The organism is Pantoea sp. Ae19-2, from assembly GCF_059801205.1.
In genome coordinates, this window is sequence record NZ_JBCHWE010000001.1 from 712,354 (window position 1) to 733,437 (window position 21,084).

22 protein-coding genes and 1 pseudogene are annotated in these 21,084 nt (G+C 44.8%); 15 read left to right on the plus strand and 8 right to left on the minus strand.

Features of this window, described 5'->3' with window-relative positions; translation table 11 throughout:
- Nucleotides 1-7: 7 nt before the first annotated feature.
- From AAIE03_RS03440 to AAIE03_RS03450, 3 genes are all read left to right on the plus strand, one after another.
- Nucleotides 8-511, plus strand: a complete 504-nt coding sequence (locus tag AAIE03_RS03440; RefSeq protein WP_014594224.1) for a fimbrial protein — start codon at nucleotides 8-10, stop codon at nucleotides 509-511.
- Nucleotides 512-598: 87 nt separating this feature from the next.
- Nucleotides 599-1,078, plus strand: a complete 480-nt coding sequence (locus AAIE03_RS03445; protein ID WP_233516634.1) for a fimbrial protein — start codon at nucleotides 599-601, stop codon at nucleotides 1,076-1,078.
- A 136-nt stretch (nucleotides 1,079-1,214) separates the two neighbouring features.
- Nucleotides 1,215-2,072: an MrpH family fimbial adhesin gene (locus tag AAIE03_RS03450; protein ID WP_013026593.1), complete on the plus strand. Its 858-nt coding sequence runs from the start codon at nucleotides 1,215-1,217 to the stop codon at nucleotides 2,070-2,072.
- Nucleotides 2,073-2,274: 202 nt separating this feature from the next.
- On the opposite strand, the gene AAIE03_RS03455 is transcribed toward AAIE03_RS03450, so the two are convergent.
- The gene (locus AAIE03_RS03455; RefSeq protein ID WP_050547553.1) at nucleotides 2,275-3,465 is read right to left on the minus strand and encodes an ROK family transcriptional regulator; all 1,191 of its coding nucleotides are present in this window, start codon (nucleotides 3,463-3,465) and stop codon (nucleotides 2,275-2,277) included.
- A 60-nt stretch (nucleotides 3,466-3,525) separates the two neighbouring features.
- On the opposite strand from AAIE03_RS03455, the gene AAIE03_RS03460 reads away from it, so the two are divergent.
- The 6 genes from AAIE03_RS03460 (at nucleotide 3,526) to AAIE03_RS03485 (ending at nucleotide 9,851) form a co-directional block, all read left to right on the plus strand.
- Entirely contained in the window at nucleotides 3,526-4,902 is a 1,377-nt protein-coding gene (locus AAIE03_RS03460) for an ABC transporter substrate-binding protein (RefSeq protein WP_498562783.1), read from the plus strand.
- Nucleotides 4,903-4,946: 44 nt separating this feature from the next.
- Nucleotides 4,947-5,861, plus strand: a complete 915-nt coding sequence (locus AAIE03_RS03465; protein ID WP_013026590.1) for a carbohydrate ABC transporter permease — start codon at nucleotides 4,947-4,949, stop codon at nucleotides 5,859-5,861.
- Nucleotides 5,861-6,925 carry a carbohydrate ABC transporter permease gene (locus tag AAIE03_RS03470; protein ID WP_029569046.1) on the plus strand — a complete coding sequence of 355 codons (1,065 nt, stop codon included), beginning with the start codon at nucleotides 5,861-5,863 and terminating at the stop codon, nucleotides 6,923-6,925. The genes AAIE03_RS03465 and AAIE03_RS03470 overlap by 1 nt, the downstream gene beginning before the upstream one ends.
- Before the next feature lie 5 nt (nucleotides 6,926-6,930).
- Nucleotides 6,931-8,040, plus strand: a complete 1,110-nt coding sequence (locus tag AAIE03_RS03475) for an ABC transporter ATP-binding protein (protein ID WP_013026588.1) — start codon at nucleotides 6,931-6,933, stop codon at nucleotides 8,038-8,040.
- Nucleotides 8,041-8,055: 15 nt separating this feature from the next.
- A complete protein-coding gene (locus AAIE03_RS03480; RefSeq protein WP_013026587.1) occupies nucleotides 8,056-8,769 on the plus strand; it encodes a glycerophosphodiester phosphodiesterase family protein in 714 nt (237 codons plus the stop codon).
- 758 nt (nucleotides 8,770-9,527) lie between these two features.
- Nucleotides 9,528-9,851 carry a hypothetical protein gene (locus AAIE03_RS03485; protein WP_013026586.1) on the plus strand — a complete coding sequence of 108 codons (324 nt, stop codon included), beginning with the start codon at nucleotides 9,528-9,530 and terminating at the stop codon, nucleotides 9,849-9,851.
- Here the strand turns inward: AAIE03_RS03485 and AAIE03_RS03490 are convergent.
- Nucleotides 9,848-10,666, minus strand: a complete 819-nt coding sequence (locus tag AAIE03_RS03490) for a DUF4225 domain-containing protein (RefSeq protein ID WP_029569045.1) — start codon at nucleotides 10,664-10,666, stop codon at nucleotides 9,848-9,850. The genes AAIE03_RS03485 and AAIE03_RS03490 overlap by 4 nt on opposite strands.
- 467 nt (nucleotides 10,667-11,133) lie before the next feature.
- Here AAIE03_RS03490 and AAIE03_RS03495 point away from each other — a divergent pair, with 467 nt between their 5' ends.
- From AAIE03_RS03495 to AAIE03_RS03510, 4 genes and pseudogenes are all read left to right on the plus strand, one after another.
- Nucleotides 11,134-11,400, plus strand: coding sequence for a DUF6387 family protein (locus AAIE03_RS03495; protein WP_498562784.1), 267 nt, complete (start codon nucleotides 11,134-11,136; stop codon nucleotides 11,398-11,400).
- Nucleotides 11,401-11,449: 49 nt separating this feature from the next.
- A pseudogene (locus AAIE03_RS03500) lies at nucleotides 11,450-11,818 on the plus strand (transposase); the annotation flags it as partial.
- A 192-nt stretch (nucleotides 11,819-12,010) separates the two neighbouring features.
- Nucleotides 12,011-12,955 carry a hypothetical protein gene (locus AAIE03_RS03505; RefSeq protein WP_498562785.1) on the plus strand — a complete coding sequence of 315 codons (945 nt, stop codon included), beginning with the start codon at nucleotides 12,011-12,013 and terminating at the stop codon, nucleotides 12,953-12,955.
- On the plus strand, nucleotides 12,952-13,224 hold the full coding sequence (locus tag AAIE03_RS03510; protein ID WP_480359166.1) for a hypothetical protein: 273 nt from the start codon (nucleotides 12,952-12,954) through the stop codon (nucleotides 13,222-13,224). Before AAIE03_RS03505 ends, AAIE03_RS03510 begins: the two co-directional genes overlap by 4 nt.
- A 272-nt stretch (nucleotides 13,225-13,496) precedes the next feature.
- On the opposite strand, the gene AAIE03_RS03515 is transcribed toward AAIE03_RS03510, so the two are convergent.
- From AAIE03_RS03515 to AAIE03_RS03540, 6 genes are all read right to left on the minus strand, one after another.
- Nucleotides 13,497-14,189, minus strand: coding sequence for a hypothetical protein (locus AAIE03_RS03515; protein ID WP_498562786.1), 693 nt, complete (start codon nucleotides 14,187-14,189; stop codon nucleotides 13,497-13,499).
- Nucleotides 14,190-14,344: 155 nt separating this feature from the next.
- On the minus strand, nucleotides 14,345-14,677 hold the full coding sequence (locus AAIE03_RS03520; protein ID WP_480359160.1) for a hypothetical protein: 333 nt from the start codon (nucleotides 14,675-14,677) through the stop codon (nucleotides 14,345-14,347).
- 28 nt (nucleotides 14,678-14,705) lie between these two features.
- Nucleotides 14,706-15,347 carry a DUF4755 domain-containing protein gene (locus AAIE03_RS03525; RefSeq protein WP_480359157.1) on the minus strand — a complete coding sequence of 214 codons (642 nt, stop codon included), beginning with the start codon at nucleotides 15,345-15,347 and terminating at the stop codon, nucleotides 14,706-14,708.
- 225 nt (nucleotides 15,348-15,572) lie between these two features.
- Complete coding sequence (locus AAIE03_RS03530) at nucleotides 15,573-16,805, minus strand: relaxase/mobilization nuclease domain-containing protein (protein ID WP_498562787.1); 1,233 nt, start codon at nucleotides 16,803-16,805, stop codon at nucleotides 15,573-15,575.
- Nucleotides 16,783-17,169, minus strand: a complete 387-nt coding sequence (locus AAIE03_RS03535; protein WP_498562788.1) for a hypothetical protein — start codon at nucleotides 17,167-17,169, stop codon at nucleotides 16,783-16,785. The genes AAIE03_RS03530 and AAIE03_RS03535 overlap by 23 nt, the downstream gene beginning before the upstream one ends.
- A 782-nt stretch (nucleotides 17,170-17,951) precedes the next feature.
- Entirely contained in the window at nucleotides 17,952-18,509 is a 558-nt protein-coding gene (locus AAIE03_RS03540) for a hypothetical protein (RefSeq protein ID WP_498562789.1), read from the minus strand.
- A 669-nt stretch (nucleotides 18,510-19,178) separates the two neighbouring features.
- Between AAIE03_RS03540 and AAIE03_RS03545 the strand changes: the two genes are divergently transcribed.
- Nucleotides 19,179-19,667 (plus strand): AAA family ATPase, encoded by a 489-nt coding sequence (locus tag AAIE03_RS03545; protein WP_498562790.1) that lies wholly within the window; start codon nucleotides 19,179-19,181, stop codon nucleotides 19,665-19,667.
- A 9-nt stretch (nucleotides 19,668-19,676) separates the two neighbouring features.
- Nucleotides 19,677-21,014: an ATP-dependent nuclease gene (locus AAIE03_RS03550; RefSeq protein ID WP_498563161.1), complete on the plus strand. Its 1,338-nt coding sequence runs from the start codon at nucleotides 19,677-19,679 to the stop codon at nucleotides 21,012-21,014.
- Nucleotides 21,015-21,084: the final 70 nt, after the last annotated feature.

Below are 21,084 nucleotides of genomic sequence, written 5' to 3' on the forward strand. Positions count from 1 at the left end.
AGCCAGCATGCACCCTGTTTATATTCCGCTCGTGTTTAGCGCCGTATTCTGCTTGCCGGTTAACGCAGCCAGTGAGAACCCGAAGGCGGATGTGACGTTTCGCGGCACGCTAATCGAACGTATTCCCTGCACCGTTAATAACGGTGACACCATCACGGTGAATTTTGGTGATGATGTGATGACAACCCGGCTGGACGATGACAACAGCAATGTTTACAGCCGGGAGGTTGTGGTTCCGCTGGACTGCAGCTCACGCGATGTGCGGTTGCGCATTGACGGCATCACCTCGGCGTTCAACCCTGAACTGCTTGCCGGTCATCAGGCGGGATTCGGTTTTCGCCTGATCTATGGTGACAGAACGATGCCGCTCAACGACTGGATCCAAACGAACGTCAGCGCGCAGGGCATGCCCGATCTCACCTTTACCGTTCGGCCCGTCAGGCAGGAGGGCGTAACGCTCAACGGCGGAGAGTTCAGCGTCGTCGCGTCTTTGATAGCGAATTACCTGTAAACATGGAACATCATGACAAATCAAGGAGTCAGGATGCCTGGTTATGAAGGATATGCGAAAGGTCGACATCGGTGGCCCGGAATACGGATGGGCAGTCTGCTGTTGGGGGGATTAGCCCTGATTGCACCCGATGTCTACGCGAACAATCTTGCGCTCAAAGGAACGCTTATCACCCCGCCGTCCTGCATCCTTAACGGAGACAGCACGCTGGAAATCAGCTTTGGGGAAAGCATCAGAATTAAAAGCGTTCCCGATGGTCTGTATCGCCAGGCCGTTAACCCGGGGCTGGAGTGCGATAGCAGTAATCTGGCATGGAACCTGGTGTTAACCGTCGCCGGTACAGCGGCAGGATTTGATAACGAGAGCGCAACGGTCGTGACCGCAGAGCAGGCGGATCTGGGCGTGAAACTGTATATCGACGATGCGGCGTTTGAACTCAACAAAGCGTACAAGGTGAATGGCCAGACGCTACCGAAGATAGAAGCCGTGCTGGTTCAGCGTGAAGGTGCGGAGCTGGATGAAGGCGATTTCACGGCCAGGGTAACGTTACGCGCTGAGTTTCAGTGAAAACGGCGGGTGCCTTACCTTGAAAGGTGACGCCCACACGGCGCGGTTTTCACTCAAGGCGCCTCTCTGTCGCGAATCCTGTGGCGAAAGGCGGAGCTTAAGGCCTTTTGTAATGAATAGTCTGTGAGGAAACCTCATGCGTTTTTTTTATTTCCTAACCAGCGTGTTTTTTCTGCTGTTTTCGTCATGCCCGGTGAAAGCCTTATTGCATGAGAATGCACCTTTCCCGATTTTTGTGGGTAACACGCAAAAAGTGCCCGGCACACAGGTCGAATTTCATGTCGGACGCGCCACGAGTTACATCGATCCCCATCAACCTCACTACGTTACGGCAAACTCAGGGATTGCGATTTATTTTTACTGGTGCACACAAAGTGGTGGCAGTTGTGCAGGCCCCGGGAATACCAGTGTGCCACCCGAAAATATCATTGCTCGCGGGGAAGGCTGCCCCACCGATGACATACATCAATTTATCGATTGTCTGCATGAGAAAATAGATCCAGGCGGGCAATATATGGCGACCGTCCCTGACAATGTGGGGTCAGATTCGCGGCTGACGCGCGGCCGGGTTTGTTTACGCTATCTCAATGATGTTAATTCGGTGCTCGGCACAACGTTTACCTCCAGTTATAACTCTTGCAAGTTATCGCCGCCGACCCAAACCTGGTGCGCGATGGAAACTCCTAATGTGGATATCGATTTTGGCATAGTCCATGTGGGAGAGGCTGAAGGACAGACGCGGGAAAAGGATATCAGCGTGTATTGCTCGGGACCGGCCAACTATATTATCGATCTGACAAGTGAAGATTCCTCTGTCCCTTTAAGTAACGGCATGAAAGCCGAATTAACTATCGATGGGCAGTTGATACAATCCCAAAGGCTGGTTTCAACGGAGCAAGGCTCAACGACTTATAAGCTGCAAGCGGAATTGAAGGGGCAACCTGTGGCAGGGGCTTTTAACAGTACAGCAATACTGTTTATTTCCTACCCGTAATCGTGCTGGCAGGATTGATATTTACCGGGCCTGACAGGGCACAATGTTGAACGGGCCATTCTGGTCGGATCTAAAAGCCTGTGGGAAGCCAGGCCTGTTAATCATCGCCCTCTGAGTCAGGATTACAGGGGGGAACTGTTTTCACGTTGAATGCGCCCCACTCATGGGCGCTGCATTTTAATCACGCAGTGAGACTGAGATGTCAGCTAAATCCCTGGCGATCCCCGCCATCCTGTTGGGCAACGTTATGCAGAACCATGGCGGCGGCCCCAAATGCGACGGTATCCGTGGCGGAGATATCCGGCAGGCAGATCTCGGGTTGCACGACACGGCTGCCCTTTAAGCTATCCAGCCTGGAGAAGTCGAGCCAGACCGCGAGTCGTTCACGAACGCTTTGAGGCAGTGTTCCCCCCACATAGATCGCCGCAGGGGCAAGAACAGCGTTCAGCATAAAGCCCAGACGGGCGATTTCCGGGCCTGTTCGTTCGATCCATTCGTCGAGAACGATGACGTTTTCAGTAAGGAATCGCTGCCAGATGTCTTGTGAGCGCCCATCCGGTATCTGGCCGAGGCGATGCTGACACCATGCCGCAAGGTCAGTAAAGGAGGGGCGGGGCCTGTCGAGTGGCAGCAACAGACCAATTTCGCCCGCGTTGCCAAGATGACCGCGATAACGCTGTCTACCCAGAATAATGCCGCTGCCGACGCCTTCTGACAGATAGAGATAGAGAAAGTCTTCATGATTAGCCGCATTACCCAGTGCCATTTCACCCATCGCTGCAGCATTGGCATCATTCTCAATTAACACCGGACAGCCCAGCGCCTGCTGAATGGACTCGAACAGTCCGGGTTCATCCCAGGAAAGCACCTCGGGAGCCAGATGAAGGGGAGCAACGCCCCGTTGGAATCGCGTGGGCATGGCAATGCCTGCACCAATCACTAAAGTATCCGGAATGTGGTTTCTCTCAAGCAGGGCTCTGTGACCCTTCTGAATCGCTGACCGGGCCGTGGCGAAGGTATCGTAAAGGCCGCGCAGCTCAATTTCGTCAACCCGCTTCCCCGTGAAATCAAGCAGCATCAGCGTAATGGAGAAGCGGCTGGCATGAACTCCAACGGCATAACCAATGGCGGAATTCAGCGTGAGATCAATGTGCGGAGCGCCCCGGCCAGACGGGCGACGCGCCCCTTCGACGATGATCCCTCGCCTGATGAGATCGCGGGTCATCATGCTGACGGCCGCCGCTGTTACGCCACAGCCCTCGGCGAGCTCGGCACGCGATGCGGCGTGGTTGCGACGCAGATAACGCAGCACCGCAGACTGCGTTGTACCGATTCCTTCCCAATGCTTCGATGAAGTCAATGCCGCTTCTCCCTGTCGTTGTCGCGTGGTCATGAACCTGTCATTTAAATAAATTAACTTACTTAAATAATAGGTACAACGGGAATAAAAACCATGTCGAAAAAACGCACTCTCCTGGCAAGCGTAATGATTTCCGCGCTCTGTGTCGGCATTGCCCATGCCGAAGAGATCACCATCAAACTCTCCACGCTTGCTGAGCGCAGCGCACCCAACCGCATCACCAATATTGAAGATGCCGCCGACATCATGAACAAGCAATTCAAGGCTGCGGGTGTCGATAAACATATCGTGATTCAGGCCAACAGCAGTGCGGTCAAAGGCTGGGACGACTTCGCGATGGACATGCTGAAGGCGATGTCCGTCGGGCAGGGGCCGGATATCTATGTGCTGCCTCATGAGTGGATTGGCCAGTTTGCTAAGGACGGTTATGCCTTGCAAATGAACGATAAGATCGCTGCTGCGCCGTGGGTCTACAGCGATATCCTGCCTGTGCTGTGGGATTCAGCAAAAGCAAACGATGGCAAGATTTATGGCATACCGCAGGATGCCGAAATACGCATGTTTTTCTACAACAAAGATATGTTGAGAAAAATCGGCAAGGATGAAGCTTTTATTAACGCTATCCCTGCCAGGGTGGAATCCGGTGACTTCACCCTTGACGATCTGACTGCGCTGGCCAAAGAGGTTGTGGACGGTAAAGCGGCCCAGTATGGCATGCTGCACCGCCCGAACGTGGGTATTGATTATCTTATGGTTTTTCAGTCGTACGGCGTGAAATTTATGGATGAGAAGACCGGCAAACTCATTTTCCCCAAAGCGGAAATGGCCGACGCCCTTGGCTGGCATGCGCGTAATGCTAAGCAGGGCGTCACGCCTGTCGATAATACGGCGATGAGCTGGGATGCGATTCAGGGCGCGTTCAAGCAGGAGAAGGCGTTTATTTTCCACCAGGGCGTTTGGGCGGTGGCCTGGCAACTGGGTGACAAAAATGGGGCTGTCTGGCCGTCGGACAAAGACGGTTATTTTCATAAGATAGGCTGGATTCCTGCTCCCGCGGCCAAAAAGGGCGGCCAGCCCTCAAACCTGTCGCATCCGCTTCTCTATACGGTGAATGCCAAAAGTAAAAATGCCGACATCGCTGCCGAACTCGTGGCACTGGCAACGTTGCCCTATTTTAACAACGAACATGCCGTAACCTCCTATCACACCGCCATCAGCAACGCGCAAACGGCGATGCCGAAATACCGGGATAACTGGGTGTTGTCTGCTGCCTCGCCCATGATGGCGCATGCGAAGTTCGTGCCCAATCAGACGCAGTTTGGCAGCTACAACAAGGTGCTGTTCAGCGGCCTACAGGCCGTGGAAACAGGGAAAATGACCGCAAAACAGGCCGTTGATTTTATCGCTGAAGAGTTAGAACTGCAGTTCGGCGACGATATAGAAATCCGTTCGTCCGTTGCCAACAAATAGGGTTTAGCCCGCCCAATGCGATCGTTAATATTGAGGGAGGTGAGATGATGTCGCAGTTCCAGCCTCGGGCGCACCGGCCCGCCCGGCCCGTCTTCTATCTCGCGCCCGCTATCGCGCTGTTGGTCGTCTTTTTCCTGGCGCCCATCATCGTCAATACCGTTATCGCCTTTACCGATATGGGTGCGGATCTTCGGGTCGGTCAATTGACACTGCATAACTTTGAGCGGATTGTGTCGCGTGATGCGCGTATTCCGGGCGTGCTACTAACAACGCTGATTTACGTAACGGCGACGCTGTTTCTTTTCAATGTCGGTCTGGGTGCGCTGCTGGCTATCACATCAACGGCAATCCCTGACCGACTCGGGAATCTGTTTCGCGGTCTCTGGCTTTTGCCGCGCATGTCACCGGCCGTGCTCTACAGCATTCTGTGGATATGGGTGGCCGATCCCACGCCGTCCGGTTTGCTTAATCAGATAACGGGTTCCTTCGGGTTGCAGCCGATGAATCTGCGCAATGATTTCCCCTTGTTTCTGATCGTGGTGGCCAATGGCCTGGTCGGCGCATCCTTTGCCATGGTCATTCTGACGTCAGCGATTCGTTCCATCCCTTCACATCTTGCCAATGCGGCACGGATAGATGGGGCGAGCGAGTGGGGCGTGCTGCGTTATGTTGTGGCCCCCGCGCTGTCTCAGCCCATTCGATTTATTACGATCTATCAGGGGCTCTCCCTGATGACGACCTACGAATACATTCTGCTCATCACCGGGGGCGGTCCCGTTTACGACTCCACACCTTATGCGCTCTATATCTACCGTCGTGCCTTTGAAAATGGTGCTTATGCCTATGGTGCGGCCCTGGCGCTGGGTTTGATGGTGATCGGCGTCGCCGCGACCTTAATACAGTGGCGTGTCAGCAATATGCGCGCGACATTCGCCGCGCCGAAAATCGAGGTATTGTGATGTCACGCGTGCAAACCACATCGGTTGCCACATCGAAATGGGCCCGTCTTGAACGCAGAGGTACCGTCAATCGTGTCGGTTTCCTTTCTGTGGTCATTCTCTTCCTGACGCTGATTTCGGTTCCGATCCTGCTGCCTTACCTCTGGCTTCTTGCGAAATCCCTGACCACCTCTGATGCATCTATCAGTCGGCTTGTTCTTTGGCGCACCAGCGCCATTGCGGGCGTGGCTTATCTCGGCGCGATCGTGCTTGCTTTTATGGCAGAGCGCTTGCGCAGGCCGATATTGTCCTGGAGTGCGCTCGGCATCATCGTGCTGCTCCTCGTGATGATCTTTCTGATGCCCTATCTGACGTTGCACAACTACCGGTTTCTCTGGCTGCGGGATATCGCGAATACCGGCACAACGCGTGTGGATCTGATGCCGTCGGTCTGGACGGCACTGGGCAGCTCCCTGATCTTTGCCGTCTCTCAGACGCTGATTGTGACGATCGTCGCCACGCCAGCAGCCTACGCGCTATCCCGCTTTGCCTTTGCCGGCCGGGAAAATTTTCTTCGCGGTTTGCTGCTGTTACATGCTTTCCCCGCGCTGGCACTTACCATCGCCATCTTTATCCAGCTCCACTATATGGGCCTGCTCAACCATCTCTCCGGCGTGGTGATGGTCATGAGTGCGCTGGAACTGCCCTATGCGATCTTTGTTCTTAAAGGCTTTTTTGACGGCGTGCCCTGGGATATTGAGATGAGTGCGGTGACTGATGGTGCCACCCGTTTTCAGGCCTTCCGCATGGTGGTGTTGCCCCAGGTGCGCAGCGGACTGATTGCGATCGCCACCTTTACCTTTCTGCGCGGTTGGGAGGAGTACGTCTTTGTTCAGACGTTACTCATCGACAAAAGCCAGATGACGATGAGCCTCTACCTCTTCTTTGTTGCACAGGACAATACCGGCGCGGATTACGGCATGATCGCCGCCGTCGGCATTATTTACCTGCTCCCCGTGCTCGTTCTCTACACCTTCACGCAGAAATACATCACCCAAATGAGTTTTGGCGGTATTAAGGGATAATTGTCATGGCCTCGATCACTCTCAACAATGTCACCAAAAACTGGGGCGAGACCCAGGTCCTGAAACCGATCAATCTTACCATTGAGAACGGCGAATTCGTCGCTATCCTCGGGCCATCTGGATGTGGTAAATCAACGACGCTGTTTCTGCTGGCGGGGCTTTATGCGCCGAGCAGTGGTGAGATCGCGTTTGACGGGCACAATGTCAATCGCATTGATGCCCGCGATCGTAATGTCGGTATCGTCTTCCAGTCTTATGCGCTTTACCCGAATTTGACGGTGCGTGAGAACATCGCGTTTCCGTTGCGCTTTAAAAAATTAGATAGAGATCAAATCGCCAGGCGAGTGGAAGAAGCGGCCAGTCTTGTACAAATCAGCGCACTACTCGATCGACGTCCGTCGCAGCTTTCAGGTGGGCAGCAGCAGCGCGTGGCGCTGGCTCGCGCCCTGGTCAAGGAACCGAATATCCTGTTACTTGACGAACCCCTTTCTAACCTTGATGCAACACTCCGTATCACCATGCGGACAGAGCTTAAGAATCTTCAGAAACGTCTTGGCTTCACCACCTTGATCGTCACTCATGACCAGATGGAAGCCATCACCATGGCCGATCGGATTATCTGTATGAATCAGGGCGAAATCGTCCAGATCGGTACGCCAGAGGATCTTTACCGACGTCCTGACGATCTTTTTGTGGCAGGATTTATCGGCTCGCCGCCCATGAATCTGGTGAAGGGGCAAGCCCTGGGGCGCTTCCTGCAACTGGGACAAATGTCACTCGAACTGAATCACGGATACGATGGCCCCGTCTGTTTTGGTCTGCGTCCAGAGGATATCAGCCTGGTTGCCCCTGATGATGCGCCGCTGTGTGGAGAGGTGATGACCGTTGAGCCGATGGGACGCGAAGTGTTTTACACGATCGACACGTCAGCCGGCAGGCTCCATGCACTGGAATACGGTGAAGCAGTGCGTCATGCGCCCGGTTCCCGAATCGGTATCGCATGCCAATCCGCGCTGACCCTGATTTTTAATTCGTCCGGTAAACGCATCGTCGATCTTCATGCCAACCTCTCCGTATTCTGCCATCCCGGCAAACATGTCCATGCTGCCAGCTAACAGGAAATTACCCTAATGACCCGAATCGTCTCACATCGTGGCGCCAACCATTTTGCGCCAGAGAACACCTTCTTTTCCGCAGACCTGGCGCTGGAACAGGGGGCTGATTACATTGAGCTGGATGTGCGAGAAAGTGCCGATGGCGTGCTCTACGTTATCCATGATGAAACGCTGGATCGTACCACTAACGGCACCGGCCCTGTGGGTCATGCTTTATCGCGCGATATCGATGCGCTGGATGCAGGAAGCGGGTTCGACGAGCGCTTTAAAGGTGCCATGGTGCCGCGGCTTGATGCTTATCTTGAACATCTGCGCGGTCGCGCGGGCGTTTATATCGAGCTGAAATACTGCGATCCGGTTAAAGTAGCTGCATTGGTACGGGATCTCGGTATGGTCCGCGACACGTTCTTCTTTTCGTTTTCCGAGGAAATGCGCCGCGGTCTTCAGGTCGCCGCGCCGGATTTTCGTAAAATGATCACCCTTGATATCGCGATGTCGCCCTCTCTTGTGAGAACCGTCCATCATGCATCGCTCATTGAGTTGAGCGTTGAACAGATGCGTAATCGAGCCATCCTTGAAGCGAGCCGTCAGGCCGAGCTTGAAATCATGGTTTATTACGGTGGTGACGACATAGCAATTCATCAGGAAATCGCGGCGGCGGGCGTCGATTATATTAACCTTAATCGGCCGGATATTTTTAGTACAATACGCAATCAAATAGCCATGTAATATGAGCGAATAGCGCACCTGAAGGTGTTTTTCATTGGGAAGCACCTTTAGAACATCGAAGCAAAATACTGCTTTGAAATCAAAATAATCTCGATATTTGAATTGCACGAAGGTAGTGTAAGGTTTTTACAGTGAAGAGAATATTTGGATAGTGAATTCTGATTTGATAAAAGTGTATTTCCAAAGGATGTGATTTGTACGCATAAGCGAAAAGATGTTTAACGTAAATGATTTTTTAAGTGGTGCTATATTTTATTATTACATTTAAGTTTTATAGATGTATGCCGAAAAATATTTTCTTTTTTATATGTTAATTTCAAGGTGAAACTCATTAAGGGTGGAAAAGGAAAAGCGAAAAATACTCTGACATTCTCTATCTTTAGATATTTTTGAGAAGGTTTTAGCTTGGTGGTTATATTTTAATTGTGTGATGAGTGTCATGGCTTTTTTTGTTCAGGCAAGGTTTTCATTCTGTCTGAAACGATCTGGAAAGTTGCCCTTGATGTGCTTAATTTTTATAAATCAGCCAGGTTATATCTATTTTTTAATTCTCAATCTTTATTAAAAGCAATGATTTGACGTAAAGAAAAGAGCTTGGAAGTGATATGTTTCTTTAAATACATTGATATATGATTGCTGTGCTGGATTACTCCTGTAAAAGAATTCGATGATAATTCTCCGTCAACAGAACATGTGGCATCTTAACTTTAAGCTATGATATGATAAATTTAATACCATATCGACTCAGGGCGCACTGAATGAACGATTTTGAGCAAAAACTTCTCGATAACGGTTTTTCTGCCAAGAATATCGGTAAACTCAAAAGCATCATTAACAAAGATGAATCTAAAAAAGACACACTTCAGAGTCTCGTGATTGATCTTAGCAAACGCTTTTGGGGAGGGGTCATTGCTCTGGTTATTTTGGCTCTAATTGGATTGAACGGCATTTTTAATGCAGACTCTTCAAATGCCATCCCATACATCATCGTCCTGACTTTCGCTTTCTTCGTGGTGTATTTCGTCACGCCTCTTAACTTAGCCTGGAAATCATACAAATTTATCAGGAAGAATAAACATTAGTTCTGTGCAGGATTGTTTTTCATTTGGTAAAGGTTCATACCTATTCCAGTTCCCTTGTGTATAGCACCCAAACCTTTGAGAGCGAGTGCTGGTTTACTCAGAAGCTGGACTTTGCGATAGTGATCGGTTGGTAGATATTTGTATAACCTCCATGCTTCAGGTTTTAGGGTAAGCTTGAAAAGGCCATAGTATGATGTTGTCAGGTCCACGACCTGGTAGGTTAACAATCCTAAGCGCTTATCAAAACCGAGAAAATCGGCTGCGTCTTCATATTTATCTCTTACTGGGTTAGATGGGTGAGGCACACCACTTAGCTTACCTATACTCTCTATCCCAGAACCCACACCATTCATCACCAGGGCTGAGCCTGCCACTACTCCGATAACATTGCCTGTTGTTACAGAGCCTACGATTAGACCAACCCCTGCAACAATTTGCATGCCACTCAGCACGACGCCGATACCGTCAATGACATACCCAATGACTTTTTCATGGTCATGGTAAAACTGCACAGAAGACGATACGACAGCTTCTCCTGTTCTGAGCATCCTGTCTTGAGTTTTCAAGTTTTGGGTTTCCTGCTTGAGATTTTGGATGCACTCCTGACATTTGTCATCCGAGGTAGCAGTGCGGATGGTTTGAAGCTGCGAGCGGCTAAACTCTCGCACTTCATCCTGAAACCTCAGGCGAACAAGGGCATCCTTGAGATGGAACTGTGAGAGGGATGTTGCCACATTGACTAAGTGGTTGGCCTCCAGGCTTGCCATAGTCAGAAAGTAGCTTGATTGCCTGTTTCTGTCCCAGTAGTTGTCCATAACGATACCTTTGTTTAGCAGGATTTATCGAATATTAAAGTAGCGTGGGTTAAGAAACAAAACAAATACATCCAAAGCAAGGTTTGAAGAAGAGGGGGCAATGAACCCGGTATTTGACGTAGCGAAGGACAGGAGAGATTGATTCGTCTTTAACGCTTCGTCATGTAAGTGGCCTGATGTTGTTTATGAAGACACATCTAAGTTTTAGTAGCTTAACTGAAGGAAGAAGGGTTCAGATGAATGTCTAAAATGAGGTTAAGTAGACTTGAAGAAAGGCATACATGGTGTCCCCTGCAGGAATCGAACCTTCGGTTAAGTGACTTAATTTAAGAGAAAAATGAAATTTGAAATCATTTGTACCAACAAAGATACCAACAAAAACTTTATTTCTTCAAAATAGCTTTATGACGTTGATTGAACAGTGTTGATTATACTCTTTTCATTGAGAAATCGTGAAGGAATAAGCTTTGAAAAACTGGTCAACAGAAGATACCAAAGCAGTCAAATCCTGGCTGAACATTTCAAGCTATAGAAAGTTCGAAGATACCACGCTTAACTGTCTCTATCATGAGCTGTGGGCAAGGGCATTGCTCTTTAAACCTTGGTCCACAGAAGAAGAAAAGATCGGCCTCGGTGGGTATATGAGACAGATCTTCAATGGGAAGCCTTTCCTCTTCGAGCCCGAACAGCTTAACTACATGCAAGATGATCGTGACCTGCTCCCCGTTGATTAACACACCGCGATGTTAGTAATGTCTTCATAAGCCACATGAGGACATCCCCATGAAGAAGCGTTTCCGACGAACAGATCATCAGTACCCTCCTTGAGGCTGAAGCCGGGATTTCTGCACGTGAGCTCTACCGCAAGCACGCTATTTCCGGCGTCACCTTTTACACCTGGCGTAAGAAGTATGGCGGTATGGAAGTGCCCAAGGTTAAGCGTCTGAAGTCGCTAGAGGAAGAGACCGGCAGACTCAGGAAGTTGCTTGCTGAAGCTATGCTGGATAAGGAGGCGATTCAAGTGGCTCCTGGGAGAAAGTACTGACGACGGAGCAGAAGCGGGAAGCTGTGATGTTAATGTGTGGTGCGACCGGTCTGTCGCAACGTCGTGCATGCAGGCTTACAGGTTTATCGCTGTCGACGACCTGCCGCTAGCCGTCCACATTCATCGCTACCAGACGCCAGCTGAATTTGCAGCGGGCTGGCGAAACGAGAAATATGGAGAAAAATCAACCGACATTACTAACTGAAGGTTGTATCTAATCCTGGGGGGAGGTCAAAATGGCAAATTATAGACAAAAAGAGTTAATCTATAGTCTCTTTAACATTAGTCGAGGATGAAGCATGGACGTCATTCCTAACGATATACAGTCAAGGCTACAGCTAGTCATCTCGAAAGCGGCTGTGCTCTTACCATCTGACGTAGGCCAACAACTTATTGCTATGGTCACACCTTCTGCATTAGCAACTATGGCAGGGGTAATCGTGGTTTGGGCTGGTGCGCACTTTTTTGGGATTGGTGAAATCGCTGATTTAGTGCTTCTCATTGTAGGTTGGGTAGCAGTAGGGGGCGTAGCGCTTGAAGCGGCTAAGAAGTTGTTTGATTTTGCAACGAAGACCAACTCTGCTCGTAACGAAGGAGATCTTGACGCCGCTGCTAAGGATTTAGCTGACGCAATCACTCTGCTTGGGGTCAATACTGTTCTTGCGCTTCTATTAAAGAAGAAACCTGGTGACACATTTAAAACTCCTTTCAGAGGAGTAAAAATGCCGAGATACAGCAGTGATATTGGGAAAAAAATGAACCTGCCTCGCAATGGAGGATGGCGTTATACACCCAAGATAAAAATCACAAAGAATCGAGATGTCGTTCAGGGTGGGACAAAAGCCTGGGGGGACGTCGAAGTTGGACGTAACTACTATCCCGGTGCTATGTCGAAAGATGATGCTTATTTGCAAATGCTTTCAACTCTTTACCATGAACAGGTTCATATGGCGATTGCCCCTAAGTTCTATTTATTGAGAGAGTTAAGAGTGTTTATGAGGCAAAGTGCGTATACAAAATCATATATACTCCGATATTTAGAGGAGGCTTTCGCTGAAACTATTGGTTTATTAAGAGCCAGAGGAATGAGCAGAGAGTACATCATTCAAGGGTTTAAATTCCCTCTCGGCAATACTTATGAAATCACTTATACGTTATTGAGGCATGAAGCTGCAGGTATTCTTTTAGGCCCGGTGGTGGTTGGTGGCTTAATGTATAACGTATGGTATGGAGTTCAGAAATGATAACAGAAAAAGAAGCTATTAAAATTGCAAAAGAATATGCAATTGAGAATGAATCTGGTTGGGACGAACGTTTTCATGAGACCGAGAGAACGTCGCTAAATGGTAAATCTGTTTGGATTATTTCAACCTCTGACTTGAAGTTTTCTGATGAACTTCCGTGGATGATCGAAAGTATGCCTAATCCAATAAAATATTATATAGATGTATCCAGTGGTGAATGTATTGCAGTTGGAGGTCGAGGTGGTGCGATTTTTCTATTGGGGAAATAAACCATTTTTTAAAGTAAAGGATTGTATTTTTATTATGCTTTATAAGCATGTTTTTTAATTTTAAAAATTGAGTTGCGATTAAGGGAGTAACTGCTCTTGAATTTAGAGTGGGAAAAAATTAAAGGTTTTTATTTTGAAAAATAAAATGATGAGTGTTAGCATGCTTAGACAGTGAATGGAAGTTGCTCCACATGTCACTAAGTAGAGCTTTGGGGGTATTAAAAAGATACAAGAGTGAATGTATGAATATAAAGCAGTTCAGATTGTCAATGTTACTTCTTTCTTAATGACTTGAACATTTTCTTAAAACTAAAAACGCTTAATTTTTTAGCGAAAGTCATAGCGCTATATATAAGAGTTAATTCATTTATTAAAGCTATGGTAACAGAAAAAAACCAAATTTCACTAAAAGAAATAAGGATTAGTTTTAAAATTAATATTAAATCTAATGATAATATTAAAAAATCGCCTATCACTTTAAAGCCGACAATAAGGCCAAAAAATGAAAAAATCAAAAAAAGAATAACGACAACAACGGTTTTACATAATTCCTTGCAACAAATGATGGGAAGTGTGTTTTCACAGACGTAAAATATTTTATAATGCTTTAAAAATCCATTTATAACCATTAGCTCGTTAAGTTTATTTATTGAAATTAAGTACTCTAAAGTAATTTGCAATGTATGGACAGGGTAGTTTAATCCATAGGACGCAAGTTTAGTTTTCTGTAAAATTATTTTATGTTTGTCTTGGTTGTTATCTATTTGATAAATTGTTTCAATGGCGTCGTTTCTTTCTTTAATTGATAGGTTCAAAAATTTATTCCTTGAAATCAAATTTATCAAAGAAAAAGGCTTTTTTAAAACTTTTGATACAGCGTTTATGATGGTTATTAATACTGGTATAATAGTTATTGCTTGATATGAGGATACTCCGTAATCTAGTAGTATTTGTTTTAATGACATGGTGTTTTTCTCCCGATTTTCTCAAAGTTAGCATATTTATGTACTCCATGATAGTCTTATGGTGTTTGAATTCTATAAAAATTCCCCAGTGCTGATATTTATTCAAGGCTAATTATTTAATTCTTTTCTGGAAAATAATTTTTTAATTTTTCTAATTACGGCAATACTTTCCAGCCATTATCAGCCTTAGTAAATGTGAATTCAGCTACGGTCTGCTTCTCACCCATGAGCGGCAGTGTTATGTCAGTATCCACTTTGCATAGGTATGTACCTTTTGCCTCTGCCTTTTTACAGGAAACCTTCTCAGCTTTGTTCAGAGTCGTGAGCATGTCTTTGCTGTTTTCACCGAACCGCTGTCTGGCTTGCTGGTTTGTGTGCTCAATGTTTTCCTGCATAGCCTTTTGGATCTCAGAAGACGAAGGTTCGCTATCGCAGCCTGTAAGTAAAGCCGCCACGGACAGGACTGCTAATGTTGGAAGTTTATTCATTTCTTAATCCCTTATTTGAACTTGTTGGTCAGTGTGTTTCTGTGGATTTGTTGAATGTCTGGTCGAAAATTTCGCACCATTGCTTCAACTGCATTTCTGTATCCCGGATCCCTCGTTCATGGTGGAACCGGCCTTTACGGGGGTGAAATTTGATCTGCCACTCCGGGCATTCAATATCTTTCACTTGGATAAAGAACCCTGAGTTCTCGAAGTTTTTAAGGCGAGTAAGGTTGTTGTGACCTTTAGCCCCCGCCATACCGATTAAATCAAGAGCTACGATTTCCCCTCCATTAGCCAGATGGTATCTCCAGCCTTTGACGTCACTGAACTTGTAAGCTTTCTTACGCTTACCAGCTTCCAGGGTCAGCAGCTCTCGGTTGGTATCAATGGTCATTTTGGTGTTCTGGAACTCATGGATCCACAGACCGTTGTCATTGACGTTCAGCAGGTCGATAGTCGACGCATTTGCTCTTTTATGTGTGTATGACACATATGCCGTAAGGAGTAAGAAGAAGGCAGGTAATGTCCACATGAACAGGAACCCTGCAGTGTCTTTTGGATTTGAATCAGTCAGTATCCACACAATCACCAGTACAACAATCCATAACCTGATAGAACTAAAGAACGAAGGTTTACGTACTTTCTGACCATTCAAAGCCGCTGTGTCCATTTTATATACCTTTAACGTTATGTGATTCATAACTAGCTGATTGGTAACTGCTTTTACGACGTATTTTTGAACGAGTTCAAACCTTAAGCAAATCACTTGTACCGATCGATGATCCTATTTTGATAGCTACTGACTATCATATGTCATTTATCGATCTGTAAAAACGATCAATTGTTTATTCAAATAAGGACTTAGGCTTGAAAATTGTGTTGAGGCATGAGGTTATCAAAAGGGCACTGCTGTGCGTTCAGTCAGTATTTTGCTGCTGCCTTGTGGCTCAGATAACTCAGGCTCAGCTGAGAGAACTGTATGAATTGTCGAAAATGAGGATTTTCTGTGGAGAAATGTTTTACCTGTCTCTTTGAGCAATTTTGCAAAGGCTTGAAGGTAAGGAATGCTCAGTAGCCACTTTATGACTGCTGTCATGAGGTAGCCATTGTTGTTAGCTTGTCTCGGTGCTGTAAGCATAGTGCTGGCAGGCGTATGTGCTTCGCAGGTTTCCGCTGTCTCTACTCTATGTTCTTGCTGGGGAGGAGGTGCAATAATTTCCGCCTCTAATGAAGCCGGTAGTGACGGCGTAGTCTCCTTAGTCGTAGCTTCTGTTACTGAATCACCCGTCTCATTACTTCTCATAGCCGGGGCTTTTAATGAAAAGAGCAGGGGGTTGTCGCGTTCAGGTGTGTAGCGGAGCTTCTCATGCAGAGTCGCCCATGAGTAAGCTTTACCTAACTGGGAGGCTTTAAAAGCGATTCCAGCGTACTCAAATGAGAAACCATTCATGCGGCCAGAACTGGCAATATTGGGAACGGGCGTTATGCCGTGCTCGCGAAGTGCTTCAATAAAGCGAGGAATATCATTGGCAGTTATAAGAAGCTCATCGATAGTGTTCTGAAGGAACGTCTTAGCCGTTGGCTGACCTTCACGCTTCTCCTTCTGTTGCTCACCACGTGATAGCTTCTTGCGCTCTCTGACAGGGGAAGTGCTATGTGAAGGAGAGGGGCCTTTAGTTCTTGTCAGGCAATGGTTTTTTTCAAGTTCATGGATTAGACGTGTACTGATCAAGTTTTCATTCCTTCCCAGATAAAGCTTTCTTCCGATGAGGTCTACTCTGCTGGCAATGATATGAATGTGCTGGCCGGCCTCATCGTCATGTATGACATAGCAGCGTAGGTGCGTCTCACTGAACCCCATGCGATTCATGTAGTCGTCAGCAAACATAACCCATTGCTTTGTCGTGAGTGATTCACCGATAGGTAGGCGGAGCGAGTTGTGCCACACCGGTTTTGCCACGTCTGTGCGTAATGAAGCTGAAGCAGTGAACTCAGCTATCAACTCAGCTGCTGAGTCTCCCAGCATGTTCCCACCTATAACCACCGGGGCAGTTCTATGGTGCGTTCCATGCTTTAAAGCGTATAGAACAACTCCGGCGAAGCTCTTACCGCGTTTGATCTTCTGCATGCCCTTCATCAGAGGGGATACTCCATAGATCAGCGGTAAGGAGGCGAGAGCGAAGTTCAGTGATCTGTCGCTTAACGGCGAACAGTTCAGTCTTGGTAAGAGGGTTACATGACTGCTTTGTGTTCAGGTGGTTAACAATGTCATTGAGCCTGTGATTTATCTCGCCAAACATTTTCCATGCCGCTCTGTTGATCTCAGGAACGACAACAGGTTGGTTTTTCATGAAGCACATGCGAAGCCATTTGCCCTTAGCGTACTGTTGTCTTTGATGATCCAAAGTATTTAACTCAGCGTTATTCAGTCTGACGCTGACGCAATGAATACGTAGATTCTCTGCAAGGGGAGGTTGATAGGTGGTATCCATAGAAGCTCCTTTTCTAATGTATAGAGATAAGCATTTCCTTATGCTTGAAATATTTATATATGATATAGAATTTGTGTCAATGTGGTACGTGGTAATTTATATATATATGCTAAAATTAAATTTATTTTATGCTGATCCTTAAGAAAATGCTTTTTTTGTATTGACAAGTTTTTATTATGATGTAAAACATAATTGTAATTTCAACGATATCGGCGTAATGATATTTTTGAATTTATATAGTTAACTATTAATTTGCCCCATATATGGGGAACTGGAGAGGCTGCCGCAAGGTGGCCTCTCGACCTTTCTTGCTTAGTTCTGCATAGGTATAATTATAAAAATTTCAATGCCTAATATAAATTGTAAATGAATTTCACTCATTGAAGTCAGAAGCTTTTAGGTCTACCCTTTTTAAACTGCAAGGCATAAAAAGCAAGGCTACTCAGCTTCGCTGAGTTAGCCCTTGCTAATGAATATAAATATTTATTAAATAGTTGATGTATTGTTTTTTTGATGGTATTTAATATTTAAATAGGAGGTGGTATGAAAATAACTTTAATTGTTGGGTTTATTGTTTTTTTTATTTGATGCTTTATGTATCTATTATATTCAGGGGTTAGGTGGTTCGAAAGAAGCTACTAACTCTGGATTATTAGGAGAGATTGCTGTGTTTATTGTTTTTTTCTCTGTAGGAACCTATATTCCTACATTGATTTGGGTGCTGGCGCATGGTAAGAAATAGGTCTAACTTTAAATGAAGTTAACCATTGATATTAAGGGGTCTATTTTTTAATTGAAACTTGAATCTTTTTGTGTTTTTCGATGGATGCATTGATATTATTACTGCCGCGCATAATTATTGATATGGATGTCTTTTGCTCAATTATATCGTCTGCATCTGAATTGTCTGATTCTGTTTTATTCGCTGAATCGATTGATGCTTGCTTCGCTTTTCTATATTCAATTACCATATCTTTAATCCCAATTAAAAACTTAATTACACCACACAGAGATGTTATGCTAAGTAATAAATACCCCCAAGCGCTCGAAAAAACCTGAGCAAAAGTAAGAGTGGAATTGATATTGGATATCGAATAAATGTAATAGCTGTAACTTATGAGAGAAAACCCAGCGAGTAGTGAATCTACTGTTTTTTTCACTAAGTCATGCAGACTAACATGTGAAAAAACCGCAATGAAAGCACCGCAGATGAAAGGTATTAAAATAAGAATAGTAGTTAGTGCCCAGTTATGATTTTTACCATAAAAAAATAGAAAAATTAAACCCACACTAATGGATAAGAAATTAATGATATACGATAATTTATTTTTATTGCTCATTATCTTTCCTTTGACACAGGCAGTAGATGGTTATTGTCAATGTATCAATTACTTACTAGAAGTAAAAAGCACCAAGAAGATAGTCACATAGCCAAAAACACACATAAAACTTATATATTATTAGCGCCAGAGTCAACAGAACAGTAAGGAAGATCTGCATAGCTCCTAAGAAATAACTTAAATTAATATTTTAAGCTTTTGAATTTATTAGATATTATTATTTTGTGAAAGTGTTTAAGTTAAAAATAATTTAATTGTTGACATTTCTAAAATTTTAATAAATATTTATATCGCTTAACATATGGCGTCTTTAGGCGTTTTGACAGATTAAGGGGAATGTCGGATCGCGCCACGTGAAAAATTTACATATTGTGAAAAGTATGTATACAGAAAGGAAGGAGAGTATGAATATTAGTATTGCAATTTATTGTTGAAAATTTAGTTAAGATACTAGATATATGTCAATAAATAAAGATTGCAATTTCATTCAAATAAAGAATTCAACCTTGATTGCAGAGATACTTTTGAGCATTCTCGTTAAAATTTCGGGGCAATTGCGCAAAGATAGATATTCTTTGTGGGTATTTGATTTTAAGAAATAATCGAAGATTAAATATCAACAGTGGCGTTATCTTTATTCTACATACCAGTAATTCAAAGGAGCTATCAATGGACCCAATTCCTAGTATAAAAAAATTGAAAATAAAAAGTTTTGGCTGTATTGGTAGTAAAGCAGTAGAAATAGACATTGATAATATTGTTGTTTTAGTCGGACCTAATAACGCTGGTAAAAGCACAATTTTACGTGCTTATGAAGCGGTTACAGATTGTCTTAAGCTAGGAGAAGATGATTTTCATAACAAACAAGTGAGTGTTGATAACTATCCAGAAATTGAGGTTTATTCAATAGCTACAGAGGAAAATAAACCTGGTAGTGAATGGTGCTCAGTGCAGCCTGATGGTTCCTATTTAGTAAGAGAAAAATGGTTGTGGACTGGTACGAATAAAGAGCCTGAGAGGGTTGGGTTTAATGTCAATCTCGATAGATGGGCGCAAGTAGGCGATTTAGAGAAAATGCCTTGGGGAATAAACAATGTTGCAAAAGCTAGAAGACCTAAACCACATCGAGTTAATACGTTCGATGATCCAGAGGTTTAATCTAAAGCTATAACTTCACTTTTAAAAAACTTGCTTGAAGAAAGCATAAAAAATATTAAAGAAAGTGAGCTGCATGAGAAGAGTAAGTATGATTTATTGGTTGATAGTTTGAAAGAACTACGAAACACATCTAAGGTTACTCAACGAGGTAATATAAATCTTCTCGAGGATAGTGCCAATGAAATTATCAGTAAGATTTTTCCAAGTCATGAATTGAAAATATCTACCCCTGTAAGTTCAGCTCCTATCAAAATTGACCTATTAGGTAACGAATTCTCAGTAGAGATGGGACCAATAGGAGGATTGACATTTCCATTAGAAAAACAGGGGAGTGGAAGTCGACGAACTGCTTTGTGGACAATACTTAAGCTTTTAGCTGACAACGGAGTACGGGCTAAAATCGGAGGAACAACTGCAAAATTGCATCATGAGCCAGTCGGGCCTAATACAGCCCATGTTTTATTGCTTGATGAACCTGAAGTAAGTTTACACCCTTCTGCTACAAAAATTGCAAGAGATGTTCTCTATTCTCTTCCAGAAAACGTAAACTGGCAGATAATGGTTGCTACACATTCTCCAAGCTTTATTGATCTTACAAAAGACCACACAACGATTATCAGAGTTGATAAGAATAAAGATAGTAATATTGAAACAACAACTTTATTCAAACCTGAGTATGCAAAGCTTGATAATGATGATAAAGAAAATTTAAAGTTGATCAATTTATTTGATTCTCATATATCTGAGGCTTTTTTTGGCGGAAACGTTCTAGTCGTGGAAGGAGATACCGAATATTCAGCATTCAATTATATAAAAAATATAGAAATGAATGCTGGAAACAATTTTTATCATGACCTAAACATTATTAGAGCTCGGGGTAAAGTTACCGTAGCCTCAATGATGAAAGTTCTCAATCATTTTGGGAAAAAATTCTATGTACTTCATGACACAGATGTGCCTACGATTGAGTCGAAAAGAAAAAACAAACAGCTTAGTATTAATGGTGCTCTTGTATATGATCAGTTTAGAATGGCAAACCCTGCATGGACTAACAATATAAAAATACTTGATCAGATGACAGAAAATTCAAGAGTCGTAGCTTCAATAATAAATTTTGAAGATGCCTATTTTGATGAAACAATTGGCTGTGATAAACCTGAAAACTGTATAAGTCACATAAAAAACGATCCAGAAATGTACACAAAAATAAAAAGTTTGTTAGACGGAATTCTTGAAGTTGATGATATTAAATTACCTAATGGTGCTTTAGAATGGTCTGATATTTCAGAGTTAAATGATGCAGTCGAAGCACGACTATCGTTATTAATAATTAACCCCATTGAGTAAAGTTTGTGTTTGCATTATGAAATGTAAATACTAACAAGATCATGGAAAAATAATTACAAACTAAATGTAA

What these genes read in the sequence shown, in the direction of transcription:
- AAIE03_RS03490 (WP_029569045.1), bottom strand. Translation starts at nt 10,666, where the DNA reads ATGGACAACTACTGGGACAGAAACAGGCAATCAAGCTACTTTCTGACT.
- AAIE03_RS03520 (WP_480359160.1), bottom strand. Translation starts at nt 14,677, where the DNA reads ATGAATAAACTTCCAACATTAGCAGTCCTGTCCGTGGCGGCTTTACTT.
- AAIE03_RS03535 (WP_498562788.1), bottom strand. Translation starts at nt 17,169, where the DNA reads ATGGATACCACCTATCAACCTCCCCTTGCAGAGAATCTACGTATTCAT.
- AAIE03_RS03475 (WP_013026588.1), top strand. Translation starts at nt 6,931, where the DNA reads ATGGCCTCGATCACTCTCAACAATGTCACCAAAAACTGGGGCGAGACC.
- AAIE03_RS03445 (WP_233516634.1), top strand. Translation starts at nt 599, where the DNA reads ATGGGCAGTCTGCTGTTGGGGGGATTAGCCCTGATTGCACCCGATGTC.
- AAIE03_RS03530 (WP_498562787.1), bottom strand. Translation starts at nt 16,805, where the DNA reads ATGCAGAAGATCAAACGCGGTAAGAGCTTCGCCGGAGTTGTTCTATAC.
- AAIE03_RS03545 (WP_498562790.1), top strand. Translation starts at nt 19,179, where the DNA reads ATGGACCCAATTCCTAGTATAAAAAAATTGAAAATAAAAAGTTTTGGC.
- AAIE03_RS03455 (WP_050547553.1), bottom strand. Translation starts at nt 3,465, where the DNA reads ATGACCACGCGACAACGACAGGGAGAAGCGGCATTGACTTCATCGAAG.
- AAIE03_RS03510 (WP_480359166.1), top strand. Translation starts at nt 12,952, where the DNA reads ATGATAACAGAAAAAGAAGCTATTAAAATTGCAAAAGAATATGCAATT.
- AAIE03_RS03480 (WP_013026587.1), top strand. Translation starts at nt 8,056, where the DNA reads ATGACCCGAATCGTCTCACATCGTGGCGCCAACCATTTTGCGCCAGAG.
- AAIE03_RS03470 (WP_029569046.1), top strand. Translation starts at nt 5,861, where the DNA reads ATGTCACGCGTGCAAACCACATCGGTTGCCACATCGAAATGGGCCCGT.
- AAIE03_RS03540 (WP_498562789.1), bottom strand. Translation starts at nt 18,509, where the DNA reads ATGAGCAATAAAAATAAATTATCGTATATCATTAATTTCTTATCCATT.
- AAIE03_RS03485 (WP_013026586.1), top strand. Translation starts at nt 9,528, where the DNA reads ATGAACGATTTTGAGCAAAAACTTCTCGATAACGGTTTTTCTGCCAAG.
- AAIE03_RS03450 (WP_013026593.1), top strand. Translation starts at nt 1,215, where the DNA reads ATGCGTTTTTTTTATTTCCTAACCAGCGTGTTTTTTCTGCTGTTTTCG.
- AAIE03_RS03505 (WP_498562785.1), top strand. Translation starts at nt 12,011, where the DNA reads ATGGACGTCATTCCTAACGATATACAGTCAAGGCTACAGCTAGTCATC.
- AAIE03_RS03465 (WP_013026590.1), top strand. Translation starts at nt 4,947, where the DNA reads ATGATGTCGCAGTTCCAGCCTCGGGCGCACCGGCCCGCCCGGCCCGTC.
- AAIE03_RS03525 (WP_480359157.1), bottom strand. Translation starts at nt 15,347, where the DNA reads ATGGACACAGCGGCTTTGAATGGTCAGAAAGTACGTAAACCTTCGTTC.
- AAIE03_RS03515 (WP_498562786.1), bottom strand. Translation starts at nt 14,189, where the DNA reads ATGTCATTAAAACAAATACTACTAGATTACGGAGTATCCTCATATCAA.
- AAIE03_RS03460 (WP_498562783.1), top strand. Translation starts at nt 3,526, where the DNA reads ATGTCGAAAAAACGCACTCTCCTGGCAAGCGTAATGATTTCCGCGCTC.
- AAIE03_RS03440 (WP_014594224.1), top strand. Translation starts at nt 8, where the DNA reads ATGCACCCTGTTTATATTCCGCTCGTGTTTAGCGCCGTATTCTGCTTG.